Origin of the sequence: Halomonas sp. LC1 (assembly GCF_030247125.1) — a bacterium.
Taxonomy (GTDB): domain Bacteria; phylum Pseudomonadota; class Gammaproteobacteria; order Pseudomonadales; family Halomonadaceae; genus Vreelandella.
Genome location: NZ_JASSPG010000003.1, coordinates 224,290 through 237,959, shown reverse-complemented (window position 1 = coordinate 237,959; position 13,670 = coordinate 224,290). Strand labels below are relative to the sequence as shown.

Annotated in this window: 12 protein-coding genes; 7 read left to right on the top strand and 5 right to left on the bottom strand. The window is 57.0% G+C overall.

The window, feature by feature from the left end; genetic code table 11:
• The first annotated feature begins 90 nt into the window (after window positions 1–90).
• Window positions 91–972 carry a 1-acylglycerol-3-phosphate O-acyltransferase, YihG family gene (yihG, locus tag QIT27_RS06800; RefSeq protein WP_285263289.1) on the top strand — a complete coding sequence of 294 codons (882 nt, stop codon included), beginning with the start codon at window positions 91–93 and terminating at the stop codon, window positions 970–972.
• Here yihG and QIT27_RS06795 read toward each other — a convergent pair.
• Window positions 956–1,087, bottom strand: coding sequence for a hypothetical protein (locus QIT27_RS06795; RefSeq protein WP_285263369.1), 132 nt, complete (start codon window positions 1,085–1,087; stop codon window positions 956–958). The two genes, yihG and QIT27_RS06795, sit on opposite strands and share 17 nt — an antisense overlap.
• Window positions 1,088–1,142: 55 nt before the next feature.
• Here QIT27_RS06795 and QIT27_RS06790 point away from each other — a divergent pair, with 55 nt between their 5' ends.
• The gene (locus QIT27_RS06790) at window positions 1,143–1,886 is read left to right on the top strand and encodes a peptidoglycan DD-metalloendopeptidase family protein (RefSeq protein ID WP_254436362.1); all 744 of its coding nucleotides are present in this window, start codon (window positions 1,143–1,145) and stop codon (window positions 1,884–1,886) included.
• Between the two features lie 88 nt (window positions 1,887–1,974).
• Here the strand turns inward: QIT27_RS06790 and QIT27_RS06785 are convergent, their stop codons facing one another.
• Complete coding sequence (locus QIT27_RS06785; protein WP_285263288.1) at window positions 1,975–2,544, bottom strand: POTRA domain-containing protein; 570 nt, start codon at window positions 2,542–2,544, stop codon at window positions 1,975–1,977.
• Window positions 2,545–2,796: 252 nt separating this feature from the next.
• On the opposite strand from QIT27_RS06785, the gene QIT27_RS06780 reads away from it, so the two are divergent.
• Window positions 2,797–3,819 carry a helix-turn-helix domain-containing protein gene (locus QIT27_RS06780; RefSeq protein WP_285263287.1) on the top strand — a complete coding sequence of 341 codons (1,023 nt, stop codon included), beginning with the start codon at window positions 2,797–2,799 and terminating at the stop codon, window positions 3,817–3,819.
• 63 nt (window positions 3,820–3,882) lie between these two features.
• On the opposite strand, the gene gcvT is transcribed toward QIT27_RS06780, so the two are convergent.
• Together gcvT and QIT27_RS06770 are read right to left on the bottom strand one after the other, a co-directional pair.
• Window positions 3,883–4,995 (bottom strand): glycine cleavage system aminomethyltransferase GcvT, encoded by a 1,113-nt coding sequence (gene gcvT, locus QIT27_RS06775; RefSeq protein ID WP_285263286.1) that lies wholly within the window; start codon window positions 4,993–4,995, stop codon window positions 3,883–3,885.
• Window positions 4,996–5,085: 90 nt separating this feature from the next.
• Window positions 5,086–6,489, bottom strand: a complete 1,404-nt coding sequence (locus QIT27_RS06770) for an alanine/glycine:cation symporter family protein (protein WP_285263285.1) — start codon at window positions 6,487–6,489, stop codon at window positions 5,086–5,088.
• A gap of 404 nt (window positions 6,490–6,893) precedes the next feature.
• Here QIT27_RS06770 and gcvH point away from each other — a divergent pair, with 404 nt between their 5' ends.
• Window positions 6,894–7,283: a glycine cleavage system protein GcvH gene (gene gcvH / locus QIT27_RS06765; RefSeq protein WP_159342256.1), complete on the top strand. Its 390-nt coding sequence runs from the start codon at window positions 6,894–6,896 to the stop codon at window positions 7,281–7,283.
• Window positions 7,284–7,368: 85 nt separating this feature from the next.
• Window positions 7,369–10,263, top strand: a complete 2,895-nt coding sequence (gene gcvP, locus QIT27_RS06760) for an aminomethyl-transferring glycine dehydrogenase (RefSeq protein ID WP_285263284.1) — start codon at window positions 7,369–7,371, stop codon at window positions 10,261–10,263.
• Between the two features lie 40 nt (window positions 10,264–10,303).
• Here the strand turns inward: gcvP and QIT27_RS06755 are convergent, their stop codons facing one another.
• Entirely contained in the window at window positions 10,304–11,206 is a 903-nt protein-coding gene (locus QIT27_RS06755; protein ID WP_285263283.1) for a LysR family transcriptional regulator, read from the bottom strand.
• A gap of 213 nt (window positions 11,207–11,419) precedes the next feature.
• On the opposite strand from QIT27_RS06755, the gene ppnN reads away from it, so the two are divergent.
• Window positions 11,420–12,802 carry a nucleotide 5'-monophosphate nucleosidase PpnN gene (ppnN, locus tag QIT27_RS06750; RefSeq protein ID WP_159342259.1) on the top strand — a complete coding sequence of 461 codons (1,383 nt, stop codon included), beginning with the start codon at window positions 11,420–11,422 and terminating at the stop codon, window positions 12,800–12,802.
• 48 nt (window positions 12,803–12,850) lie between these two features.
• Window positions 12,851–13,579 (top strand): sulfite exporter TauE/SafE family protein, encoded by a 729-nt coding sequence (locus tag QIT27_RS06745; protein ID WP_285263282.1) that lies wholly within the window; start codon window positions 12,851–12,853, stop codon window positions 13,577–13,579.
• The last annotated feature ends 91 nt before the right edge of the window (window positions 13,580–13,670 follow it).

Here is a 13,670-nt window from a genome sequence, read left to right as displayed (position 1 = left end):
GGCAGCGTGACGCGGATCTATTAGCATTTGTCGTCAAGCGCGTGCGTAGCGACGCTAAACACGCTGTCAGATAGCTGTGAGGATCGTGGTATGCCAATCATCAAAGGGGGCGTTAGCATCGTGCTGCTAACGTTGAACACGCTGTTTTGGGGTGTTCCCCTGATTCTGTTGACGCTGCTGAAGGTCATCGTCCCTGGGCGGCGGCAAAAGGAGTGGCTCCTGAAAGGCCTCTGCGCCGTGGCGCTCAATTGGATCGGCGTTAACTTGTGGTGGATGCAACGCTGGCTGACACCTAACGTGTCGATCAAGGTACCGGACACCTTGAGCCCAGAGCAGTGGTGGTTAGTGATCTCTAACCACCGGAGCTGGACGGACATTTTCATTCTGTTCATGGCATTGCACCGTCGGATCCCCATGCCCCGCTTCTTCCTCAAGCATCAGCTCATTTGGATTCCTATCGTGGGGCTCGCCTTTTGGGCGCTCGAGTTTCCTTTCATGCGTCGGTTTAGCCGAGAACAGATCGCGCGAAACCCCAAGCTCGCCACCGTCGACCGCGCCTCCACCGAACGGATGTGTCGTCAGGCGCGACATGCGCCCATTGCGATCTTCAATTTTGTCGAGGGCACCCGCTTCACCGTTGCCAAACGCGAAGCCCAACAGAGCCCTTTTCAGCACTTGCTGCGCCCTAAAGCCGGTGGCATTGCCCAAGTGCTGAGCCTGTTGGGGGATCAATTGGATGGTATTTTGGATGTCACCATCAGCTATACCCACCCTTCGCCTACTTTCATGGGCTTTTTATGCGGTAAAGAAGCCCCCATTACGCTTGAAGCTCGGCAGCTCGCCATTCCTGAGTGGATGCAGACTGCTAACTACCATGACGAACCGCAGCACAAGGAACGCTTCCACGCATGGATCAATTCACTCTGGCAGGAAAAAGATACCTTGCTAGACCGACTCAGCGACCACGACTAAGCCACTGGCTGACGATGTGCGTACTGGCAAGCATGTTGGCTGGCTGCGCCAGCTCCACACCCACGTCTAGCCAACGCGTGCCCGCGGCCAGCACGGCGAGTGCCATAGGCGGCAACTGGGTCGCCGTTAGGCGAGGCGATACGTTAGGTCAGCTAGCGGCACGAGCCAACGTGCCACTCGAAAGGCTCGAGCGCTTCAACCCTGGCGTCGACCCACGGCGTTTGGCCGTGGGCCAGCGTCTGCTGATTCCTACCCAACAAGAGCGCGCGCCCTCCGGTGGCCCTTACCGCTATCAAATTCGCCCTGGCGACACTTTTTCAGGCGTCGCTCGCCATTTTGGCACCACCTCCGGGCGCATCCAAAGTGCCAATCAGGGCACCTCGCCGACGGCGCTGCGAGTGGGTCAAATCATCAGCGTCCCGCTCAGCAGCACGGCTAGGCCCCCGTCTAGCAGCTCTAGTAGCCCCACACGGAACACTCGTTCTTCGAGCGCTTCCACGTCGACTTCTGCGCCAACCCCCAGCGCTAGTCTGCCGGCCTCTGCGCGCCGCTGGCCTTGGCCGCTAGAGGATTATCGCGTCGTGCGTCGCTTTGGCGCTGATAGCCGAGGCACTCTACAACCGATGCTACTCGCCACACAGGCAGGCGCACGTGCGAAAGCCGTGGCTCCAGGCGAAGTGCGTTTCGCAGACAGCATGCGCCAGTTGGGCGATGTCGTCATCGTGCATCACGCGGATAATTTGCAGACCGTCTACGCGCTTTGCGAGCAAATTCTGGTGCGTGTTGGCGACCAAGTGAGTACGGGTGACGAGCTCTGCGAGGTGGGGCAAAGTAACGCGACACAGCGTTATGACCTGCTGTTCGATTTGCGCCAGGGAGGCAAACCCATCGATCCACGCCAAGTATTGCGCTAACTCAGTATTGCGCTGCCAGGCGCGTCAGCGATACCTGTTTATGACTTTCCTAGCGGCTACTTCTAAGCGAGCCGCTGGGAAAGTCTCGCTACTTGAGGGGCGTATTCGGATACGCAGAATCGTCACTATCGAGGACGGCCAGTTGCTGTCGGCCACGGCCCCCTTCGATGATACGTAGCCGTAGTGTGCCGCTATACAAGTCCTGTTTGACCAAACGGGTCCGTGCGCGCCAGCCACGGCTACGATATACCCCATCCAGTGTTTTAGCGGCGGCATGTATCTGTTCGAGCCCCAACGGCTGGTTTAACCAAGACGCCAGATGATGGGTCAGCTCTCCGGGTGAAATGAGACTCGCTCCTTCGATTTCGATGCGCTGAAAGACGGTTTGGAGGTCTCCGCCTTGAAGGAAGGCCTGAGGAGAGGCATCCAGCGACAAAACCGTCAACGAGACCTCCTCCTGCACAATGCGGTACAGGTCACCGCTATCTGTGGCACTTTGCGCTTGCGCCGAAAGTGTATACACGATGCCGCTCAGCACGAGCGCCGCCATCCACCCCAAACCGTACTGACTGACGTTTCTGAATAGTGGGGAAAGTCGACTTGGGTGTTCATCTGCAGCAAACACCGTATCGATATAAGAAGTGTCTTCGTGAGCCATGAGACCGTTAACCATTCGTTAGTGGAGATGAACGAGAAACTTCACGTGACGCTAGGGCAGGCAACTGATGGTGAATAGTCGGTAAGTGTCTAGCGCGTAAGCGAATTGTTGGTTCATCTCTCCACTGCTCGCAACCGCTTTTGTTACCATTGAGACACACTGCTTACAAATTGAGACGTTTTGCACAAAACGCTGGGATTCGCTGATAATCAATCCACGACATCGCCATCTGAGAGCGATAGGGGAATCTTAGTGACCATCTCTGAACGTATCGTGCGCACCACCTCCCAACAATTATTGCCGGGCATGACTTGTTTGGATGAGTGGCAACTTCGCATGCAAGCCACCCTCAACTTCGCGACCTGCTTCTCCAAAGAGCAGGTCGCGCGCTTAGCTTGGGACGTGACGACGCACCATTTTGCTGGTTTGATCGGGGTCGTCATGCACTTGTCGCCCCAGCGTATTCTTCGTCAGGCAGCGAGCTTGAGTCAGGGGGATATGGACTATCTGATGGTCGATCTAGTGCTGAACGGAGAGCTACTCTGCGTCACGCCGTTCGGCGAAGTCACCGCCTGCTCTGGCGACATTCTGTTACTCGACCTACTGCAAGAGAGCGCTGTGTGCATCGAGCGGCCCGCCTCGATTCTCTCCTGGATTTTGCCCCGGGCAGCCTGGCTCGAAGAACCTTCGGCCCTGCACGGCCAAGTCATCGATCATCGCCAGCCCGCTGCTCGATTACTCGGCGTGCATCTCAAGGAACTCATCGCGTGCAGTGACACGTTACATGCCAACGATGTGGCGTTCTACGGCGAGGAGAGTACGCATCTCTTAGTACGCGCCCTCTCCCAAACCCTTGGCAGCGGGACACAGCATGAAAAGGAACACCCGCTACTGGGCCGGCTGTGTCTCTATATCGAGCGTCATCTGCACGATCGCTCCCTCTCACCACTTGCCTTGTCACAACGCTTTGGGCTGGCGCGCGCCTCTCTATATCGGTTATTCGAGCCAATGGGTGGGGTGGCTGGCTACATTCGCAAGCGACGCCTCATCAGAGCACGTCGCTATCTATTGGAACCGCGCTATCGCCATTTACGGATCTCCCAGGTCGCCGATCAGTGTGGCCTGGAGGCCGCGAGCTTTAGTCGGCTGTTCGTGCAAGCGTTCGGCTTGCCCCCTCGCCAAGTGCGTGAACTATGCCTGTCAGCGAAGACGCTGCCTTTCGAAGAGGAAGCCGATATACAGAGAGCCCATTTAGGCTGGTTTCGGCAGCTGTAAGACCTGTGATGGTATGAACATAAAAAAAGCCCTTGCGTGGCAAGGGCTTCTTTCCAATATGACTTAACCTCGATAGTAGCCAGGCGTCACAAACGGCATGGGCGCGACACTCATGGGGAGTTGCTTGCCACGCACCAGTGCATAGACGGTCGTGCCCGGAGCTTCCCACTCCCGAGACACGTACCCCATGGCCACGGGCTTGCCGACGCTAGGCCCGAAACCACCGGACGTTACCACGCCGATCTCTGTCCCAGCTTCGTCGACCAGCAAGCTCCCTTCACGTACCGGCGCTCGCCCTTCCCCTAGCAAGCCAACCCGCTTGCGTGAGTGATCTTTAGCTTCCACTTGGTGCAAAATCACATCGGCGCCAGGGAAGCCCGCTGACCGCTCACCGCCTCGCCGACGGGGTTTACCAATAGCCCAGATCAAACTGGCTTCGACGGGCGTGGTATGCGGGCCCATATCGTGACCATACAAACATAGGCCTGCCTCCAGGCGCAGTGAATCTCGAGCGCCCAAACCAATGGCCTCCACTTCTGGCTCAGCCAATAGTGCCTCTGCTAACGCCTGACTTTCCTCCGCCGCGACCGACACCTCGAAGCCATCTTCGCCGGTGTATCCACTGCGACTGATCCACACCTCACAACCCGCCAGCGTGTAACGGCCATGTTGCATGAACGTCAATTCGCAGGCTTGCGGGCAGAGGCGCTGCATCACGTCACGCGCTTGGGGTCCTTGAAGCGCCAGCAACCCCCGGTCCAGTACGTCGATCTGATGGGTGCTACCCAAATTGGCGCGTAAATGGGCGATATCCTGCTCTTTACACGCCGCGTTCACTACCAAGTAGAAGTGATCCCCCGCGTTGACGGCCATCAGGTCGTCGAGAATACCGCCGTCAGTACTGGTAAAGAGACCATATCGCTGCTGCCCTTTTTCCAATCCCACCAAATCTGCGGGAATCAGGCTTTCCAGCGCTTCGGCGACCTGCTCACCGGACACCAAAATCTGCCCCATGTGCGACACATCAAAGAGTCCGCAGCGCTGACGGGTGTGCTCGTGCTCTTTTTTCACACCTAACGGATACTGCACCGGCATCTCGTATCCAGCGAACGGCACCATCTTGGCACCGAGCTGAATGTGCAGCGCATGAAGTGGCGTTCGGTTCAGATCAGTCATGGCATGTCCTCTATCAAGAAAGAGAAACGGGAAGCCTGACAAGGCTTCCCGGCTCTAGTACATCGTGCATCGCCTGCTAATGAGCAGGCCTTATTTATCATGATCCAGGGCTTCGCCCGGCAGCACGTCCTTACCTGCAAAATAATCCCGAGTCAGCTTAAAGACAACCGGGGACAGCAGTGCCAAGGCAATGAGGTTGGGAATCGCCATCATGGCATTGAAGGTGTCCGCCATCAGCCAGATAAAGCCCAGCTGTGCAATGGCACCCAGCGGAATGGCCAGCACGAACAACACGCGGTAAAGCATGATGGAGCGAGTGCCAAACAGGAACTGGCAACACTTCTCACCGTAGAACGACCAGCCAAGAATCGTGGTGAATGCAAAGATCGCCAGCGCAATGGCCACGATTTGATTACCAAAACCAGGCAGTGCCGCATCAAAGGAGAGCGCAGTGAGCGAAGCGCCCGCTTCGCCTTCCATCCAGACCGTCGAGGTCAAAATGACCAGCGCGGTGATGGTGCAGACGATGATAGTGTCGATGAACGTCCCCAGCATGGCAATCAAGCCCTGGCGGACCGGATTCTTCGTCTGAGCCGCCGCGTGAGCAATAGGCGCACTCCCCAGACCAGCTTCGTTGGAGAAGATACCGCGCGCTACACCGAAGCGAATGGCGGCCATCACAGCGGCACCTGCAAAACCACCGGCTGCGGCCATGGGATTGAAGGCGTAGTAGAAGATCAGTCCAAAGGCATCGCCAATTTGGCCCGCATTGACGATCAGCACCAGCAGGCCAGCAATGACGTACGCGATGCCCATTACCGGCACCAGTTTACCGGCCACCTTGGCAATACGTTTGATACCGCCCAGAATTACCGCCCCAGCGAGCACCATGATGATGACACCGGTCAACCAGTGCGGAACACCGAAGGTGGCATCCATGGCGTCCGCCACGGAGTTGGACTGTACGGTATTACCAATCCCGAAGGCCGCCACTGCGCCAAAGAACGAGAACAGCCCGCCTAGCCACAGCCACTTACGGCCCAAGCCATTCTTGATGTAGAACATCGGCCCGCCCACGTGATAGCCGGTACTGTCGGTTTCCCGATAGCGTACCGCCAGCACGGCTTCAGCGAACTTGGTCGCCATACCCACCAGCGCGGTGATCCACATCCAGAACACGGCTCCAGGGCCACCGAGCGCGATGGCGGTCGCCACACCGGCGATATTACCGGTACCAATCGTCGCAGACAGCGCCGTCATCAGCGCGTTAAAGGGAGAGATTTCCCCCTCATCGCTTGGCTGAGACGGGGTTTTATCGGACGGCTTGGCATCTCGGCCTTGCCACATTAGCTTGAAACCCATGCCGAGTTTGCGGATCGGCATCAGTTTCAAGCCAATTTGCAGGTAAATACCGACCCCCAATAGCAGGATCAGCATTAACGGGCCCCACACGATCCCGTTAATGGCCCCTAATAGGCTGGTTAATGTTTCCACGCGACTCTCCTTACCCAATTGATTCATGCATTTGTTATGAAGGTTAGGTTGTTCATCCACTCACCGGCAGATGAAATCACCAAGCGTCTCTACCATAGCGCTTAATTCACGCTGGAAAAACGCATGATGGGTATGTTTTACACCATTTTATAAGAGCGCTTCCACGCCAATGTCGCTTGATGGCAGAGAAAGCTCCCCTTTATGAAACTCACCAGACGCCTGAAACCCAGGAAAAAGAAGCGCCCTTCCTCGCCTTTGGGCGACAATGAAGAAACTTGTTTCCAATAAGAAACACGGTACCATAGGCGCATTCACGCGCGCTGTTGCGCGGGCCGCAGTCGCCAAGGCGAACGACAAACGCTAGTATGCCGTTGTTCTGTCCACTGACTTGAAAAGGAATCACCATGAGCAATCTTCCTGCCAATCTTCGTTACGCCGCCAGCCACGAGTGGGTGCTGGACAACCAAGACGGCACCGTGACCGTTGGAATCACCGACCACGCGCAAGAAGCGCTGGGCGACGTGGTGTTCGTCGAGCTGCCCGAAGTGGGTCAAGCTCTGACGAAAGGTAAAGAGTTCGGTGTCATCGAGTCCGTGAAAGCCGCTTCTGACCTTTATGCCCCCGTCGATGGTGAAGTGGTGGAAGTCAACGAAGCTCTCGAAGACGCTCCTGAAACGGTCAACGAAGCCCCTTATGAAGGCGGCTGGATCATGAAGGTTCGCGTTAACGACCAAGCCTTCGAAGGTTTATTAGACGCCGATGCGTATCAAGCGACGCTGAGCGCCGACGACTAAACGACGTCGTTGAAGCGCCTGCCCTGTTGGCAGGCGCTTCTTGATCGCCTCTGCACGGTTTTTTCATCACGTCCGGAATCTCCCCATGCCTTTTGAATCACGCCGTTTGGCCGAACTGGCCGACCACGATGCTTTTATCAAACGTCATAACGGGCCTAGCCCCGACGATGTCGCCACCATGTTAAAAGCGCTCAACATGCAGCGCATGGAAGACCTGATTGAGCAAACCGTGCCAAGCGACATTCGCCTTGGCCGTGAACTTGACCTCGACGACCCACGCAGTGAAGCGGAAGCGTTGGAGTACCTGAGCCAACTCGCCCGTCAAAATCGTGTCACTAAAAGCTATATTGGTCAGGGTTATTACAATACCCATATGCCTGCGGTGATTCAGCGCAACGTGCTAGAAAATCCCGGCTGGTATACCGCTTATACACCTTATCAACCCGAAATCTCTCAGGGTCGCTTGGAAGGCCTTTTGAATTTTCAACAGGTCATCATGGACCTGACCGGCATGGAGCTTGCCAATGCTTCTCTGCTGGATGAAGCCACCGCCGCCGCAGAAGCCATGGCGCTATGTAAGCGTGGCAATAAAAAGAGCAAGTCAAACGCTTTCTTCGTAGCAGACGACCTTTTTCCGCAAACGCTGGACGTCGTCAAGACCCGCGCCGAGTTCTTTGGTTTCGAGCTGATTACCGGCCCCGCCGAGCGTCTTGCCGAGCACGATGTGTTTGGTGCCTTAGTGCAGTACCCGTCTGCCAGCGGCCGCATTACCGACCTCGCGCCGATGCTCAAGGCGGCCCAAGAGCGCGGCATCATGACGTGTGTAGCGACCGATCTGCTCAGCCTGGTGTTGCTGAAAGAGCCTGGCGCGATGGGAGCCGATATCGTCGTAGGTAACTCCCAGCGCTTTGGCGTGCCCATGGGCTTTGGTGGGCCCCATGCCGCTTTCTTTGCCACCTCCGACAAACTCAAGCGGTCGATTCCCGGGCGAATCATCGGCGTCTCCAAAGACAGCCGAGGCAAAACGGCACTGCGCATGGCTATGCAGACCCGCGAGCAGCACATTCGCCGTGAGAAAGCGACCTCGAACATTTGTACTGCGCAAGCGCTGCTGGCTAATATCGCCGGCTTCTACGCCACGTATCATGGCGCTGAAGGGCTACGCAAGATCGCGGGTCGCGTTCACCGCCTGACCACCGTGCTGGCTACCGGCCTGCAGCAGGCCGGCGTTCAACTCGCTAACGAGACTTGGTTCGATACGCTACGCCTCACCCAGGTAGACGCCGGCAAAATTCATGGCCGCGCCATGACCCACGACATCAACCTGCACTACTTCGCCAATGGTGATGTGGGTATTAGCCTGGATGAAACAACCACTGCCCACGATGTCGCCGCGCTATTCGATGTGCTGCTGGGCGATGAGCATGGCTTGGCAGTGGCCGCGCTGGACGAGCAGGTCATTGCCGACCGACTAAGCGGCATTCCAGCGGCTTACCAGCGGAACAGTGACTTCCTCACTCATCCCACGTTCAAGCGCTACCGCAGTGAAACGGAGATGCTGCGCTACTTGAAGCGCCTGGAAAACAAAGATCTGTCGCTGGCCCATGCCATGATCCCGCTAGGTTCGTGCACCATGAAGCTCAACGCGACTAGCGAGATGATTCCTGTCTCCTGGCCTGCGTTTGCCAACCTGCACCCGTTTGCGCCTCGCGACCAAGTAGCGGGCTACCATCAGATGATTGATGAGCTGGCAGCTTTCCTGGTCGAAGTGACCGGTTATGACCATATCTCTATGCAGCCCAACTCGGGTGCCCAAGGGGAATACGCGGGTCTGCTGGCGATTCGCCGCTATCAGGCTGCGCAAGGTGAAGCTCATCGCGACGTGTGCTTGATTCCTAGCTCCGCTCACGGCACGAACCCAGCCTCCGCCGCCATGCTGAGCATGGACGTGGTCGTCGTCGAGTGCGACGCGAACGGTAACATCGACTTGGACGACTTGACCCGCAAAGCCGAGCAGCACAGCGAGCGGCTGTCAGCGGTAATGATTACCTACCCGTCGACCCATGGCGTATTCGAGTCGCACGTTCGGAAAGTGTGTGAAGTGGTTCACCAACACGGTGGTCAAGTGTACGTCGATGGCGCGAACATGAATGCTCAGGTTGGCCTCACTCGCCCTGGCGACTTCGGCGGCGACGTGTCTCACCTAAACCTGCATAAAACGTTCTGTATTCCCCACGGCGGCGGCGGCCCCGGCATGGGCCCGATCGGCGTAAAGGCACACTTGGCGCCGTTCGTTTCCAATCATGTGGTGACCCCCATCAACGGCGTCAACCCTGAGAGCGGTGCCGTGTCGGCAGCAGCCTTTGGCAGCGCCTCCATCCTGCCGATCTCGTGGGCGTACATCAAAATGATGGGAGCCCGTGGCCTGCGCGAAGCCACCGAGCTGGCCATTCTGAACGCCAACTATATTGCTAAGCGTTTAGAAGCGTCCTATCCGATTCTCTATCGCGGTCAGAACGGTACGGTTGCCCATGAGTGCATCATCGATATCCGCCCGCTAAAGAGCGCATCTGGCATCAGCGAAGAGGATATCGCTAAACGCTTGATGGATTACGGCTTCCACGCGCCGACCATGTCGTTCCCGGTGCCGGGTACGCTGATGATCGAGCCGACGGAGTCTGAATCGCTCTACGAAATCGATCGTTTCTGCGATGCCATGATTGCCATTCGGGAAGAGATTGCACGGGTAGAGAGCGGTGAATGGCCGCTGGATAATAACCCGCTGGTCAATGCGCCCCACACCCAAGCCGATCTGATGGATAGCGCCTGGGAGCGTCCTTATGATCGTCAGCTAGGCGCTTTCCCCACTGAAGCGGTGATGGCCTCTAAATACTGGCCTTCGGTCAACCGGGTCGATAACGTCTTTGGTGATCGCCAGTTGATCTGCTCCTGCCCCAGTATCGATGAGTATCGCCATTAATCGATGACGTTAGCGATGTAAATAACGCCTCTGGTCTCTCTCATTCGGTGACCAGGGGCGTTTTTTCTTGCAAGCGCTGATCATGAAAACCGTTGAGCAGCTTCTCATAGCGCTTGGGCAAGACGGAGTCTTGGCGGCGAAGAAGATAGAGCACTTCGTTGATCGCTTGCGGAAGCGCCAACGCCTTTACCTGCCGCTGCCAGGGTGACGTTTCGAGCACTAAGCGCGAGACCACCGTAAAGCCCAGCCCCCTCGCCACGGCATCCAACACCATGCTGACTTCGTTGGTGAACCCCTGGTGGCGAAAGTGCGTCATGGAGCGAAACTCATCGGGATAGTTGGCTCGCAACAGCGCATTGGCGTGATTGATGCCATCGTAGTAATTGATGAAGCCAATGCCCATCAGCTCCGACAGCGTGCTGCCTGCAAAATCGGCAGGCACGACCAAGCAGAGTGGCTCTTTATGCCACACCGTACAGGTGAGTTCCGGGTGATTGACCTGCTCGGTCACGATACCGATATCGTAGCGGCCTTCAAGCAGGTCGTTGACGATCTCATGGTTGAACGCAAAGCTATAGTTGACCGTGAGATTAGGGTGCATTTGCTGCTGCCCCAAAATATAGGGGTAGAACATCAGCCCGACGCTACCGGGAGAGGCGATTCGGCACTCGCCGCTGTCCAGGGAATCGTCATCTAAGCCATGGCGAAACTGCTCATGTTCGGCGAATAGCTTCAACGCGTAATCGTAAGCACGGCGCCCCGATTCGGTTAGCGTAAAACTTCTGCCACGGCGCTCTAACAGCGTTTTGCCAAGATAGCTTTCCAACTTACGAATATGCTGGCTAACCCCAGGCTGCGTCATCTCTAGACGACGCGCCGTTCGTGTGAAACTGCCGGTTTCCACTAACGTTATAAACGTCCGAAAATATTGGGCATTAAACATAGGGTTTGAGTAACATCCTCATTATCCATCATCGTAAGACGCTGATATGGGTCGCTAACGCCACCATCCCGACCCGCCTACCGTGCGCACTTGCAGGCCCCTAGAGTAGCACAAACGCTACCAAGACGGTCGCTTAGCCCCATTGCTGAACCGCACCCAGCAGCGTGCTAGTATGCAGTTTCGTTACGAACACTCTTAGGGATAGCCAGACTAATGACGCAGACCCCAGCGCCTCGTGCCACGATTTCCAGCATTATTTCTCCTGAAGGCAGCCTCGAAGTTCTTTCACAGCATGAGGTCAACCGGCTCAAGAGCACGTCCAAAAGTGGTTTGCACGATTTATTGCGCCGATGCGCGCTTGCCGTCCTCAATTGCGGCAGCCCTACCGATGACAGCTTGGCCATCCTGGAAGCCTACAAAGATTTTGACATCGAGGTACTGCAACAAGATCGCGGCATTCGGCTGAAACTCACCAATGCGCCCGCAGAGGCCTTCGTAGACGGACGCATGATTCGCGGCATTCGTGAACATCTCTCGTCGATCATTCGCGATATCGTGTATGTCTATAACGAAATTCAACACCACAACCGTTTCGACCTGACTACGGGCGAAGGCACGACCAACGCGGTGTTTCACATTTTACGCAAGGCAGGCACCCTCAAACCGGGCCGCGACCCAAGCCTCGTAGTGTGCTGGGGCGGTCACTCCATTTCCCGCGAAGAGTACGAATATACCAAGGATGTGGGTTACCACCTGGGCCTGCGCGATCTGGACATTTGCACTGGCTGCGGCCCTGGAGCCATGAAAGGACCCATGAAGGGCGCCAACGTGGCGCATGCCAAACAGCGGCGTAAAGATGGCCGCTACTTGGGCATTTCAGAGCCTGGCATCATCGCCGCCGAAGCGCCCAACCCTATCGTCAACGAACTCGTAGTCATGCCAGATATCGAGAAGCGTCTGGAAGCGTTCGTCCGCCTGGGCCACGGCATCATCGTCTTCCCTGGCGGCGTGGGTACCGCCGAAGAGATCCTCTACCTACTAGGTATTCTGTTGCACCCCAGCAACCAAGAGATCCCCTTCCCTCTCATCTTCACCGGTCCAGCGAGCGCATCCGCCTACTTCCAGAAAATCGATGAATTTCTGGTGTACACCCTGGGCGAAGAGATTCGCCGCTACTACACCATCATTACCGGCGACCCAGTGGCCGTGGCCCGCAAAATGCGCGACGGTATCGACCAGATCGCCGACTTCCGCCGCCAGCATCAGGATGCCTTTTACTACAACTGGCGCTTGACCATTGCCCGCGAATTTCAGGCCCCCTTCGAGCCTACCCACGAAGCAATGCGCGGTCTAGCGCTGCACCGTCAGCAACCCACGCATGAACTAGCGGCCAATTTGCGCCGCGCCTTCTCGGGCATCGTGGCGGGTAACGTCAAGGAACCCGGCATCCGCGCCATCGAAGCGCATGGCCCCTTCGAGCTCACTGCCGAACCAGAGCTCATGCAGCGGCTGGATGCTCTGCTGAGTTCGTTTGTTGCCCAAGGCCGCATGAAGCTGGATGGCCAGCCCTATACGCCCTGCTACGTTCTGAAATAGCCTTAACCACCTGGCAGGCACTTCAGTGCCTGCCTGAGAGTCCATGCCGTGATCATTGCACTGCTTACGCTTGTCATTGCGGGCATCATCAAAGGCGCGATTGGTTCCGGCGTGCCGGTGGTGGTCGTGCCAGTGTTGACCATGCTTTACGACGTCAAACTGGCCATTGCAGTCTTGGTCGCCCCTAATCTGTTCAGCAATGCCCTTCAGGTATGGCAATACCGCACCCATCTGTTGCCTTGGCGTTTCTTGATGGCATTTGCCATGGCCGGTGGCGCTGGCATCGTTTTGGGCACCTGGGGCCTTGTCGTCCTGGCTCCGGAGTACCTGTCGCTGGGGGTCGCAGGCGCCATTGTGCTGTACCTAGCCGTCAAGCTCTCGCGACGAGCGACCGCATTGCCTTTATCCATGGCCGAGCGCATCGTCCTACCCGTCGGGGTGTTAGCCGGTGTTTTACAAGGCGCTGCCGGCATGTCGGCCCCGGCATCGGTCACGTTCTTGAACGCCATGCAGCTGGAGCGCCGCGTCTTCATCGGCTCCATTTCGGTGTTTTTCGTCGCGATAACGCTGGTACAAATTCCCGCTCTTCTCAGCGCAGGCATCCTCACAGCTGAGCGCTTCGTCTACAGCTTGGGGGCGCTACTGGTGATTCTTGTCGGTATGCCTTTAGGCGCTCGCTTAGGACAGCGCCTGCCGCACCGCTGGTTCGACAATATGATCATGTGCTTGTTAGCCAGCATTGCCGTGAAAATCATCGTCGACGCATGGCTGGCATGATCAACGACCGGGCCTCTGCACGATGGCTCATTAACCGCTACACTGAACCGACACATCGCGCCGCAGACATTGGCGTGCAGACGATGCGTAT

Excerpts from the sequence above, each read along its gene's own strand:
- yihG (WP_285263289.1), top strand. The coding sequence starts at position 91 with ATGCCAATCATCAAAGGGGGCGTTAGCATCGTGCTGCTAACGTTGAAC.
- QIT27_RS06755 (WP_285263283.1), bottom strand. The coding sequence starts at position 11,206 with ATGTTTAATGCCCAATATTTTCGGACGTTTATAACGTTAGTGGAAACC.
- gcvH (WP_159342256.1), top strand. The coding sequence starts at position 6,894 with ATGAGCAATCTTCCTGCCAATCTTCGTTACGCCGCCAGCCACGAGTGG.
- gcvT (WP_285263286.1), bottom strand. The coding sequence starts at position 4,995 with ATGACTGATCTGAACCGAACGCCACTTCATGCGCTGCACATTCAGCTC.
- gcvP (WP_285263284.1), top strand. The coding sequence starts at position 7,369 with ATGCCTTTTGAATCACGCCGTTTGGCCGAACTGGCCGACCACGATGCT.
- ppnN (WP_159342259.1), top strand. The coding sequence starts at position 11,420 with ATGACGCAGACCCCAGCGCCTCGTGCCACGATTTCCAGCATTATTTCT.
- QIT27_RS06785 (WP_285263288.1), bottom strand. The coding sequence starts at position 2,544 with ATGGCTCACGAAGACACTTCTTATATCGATACGGTGTTTGCTGCAGAT.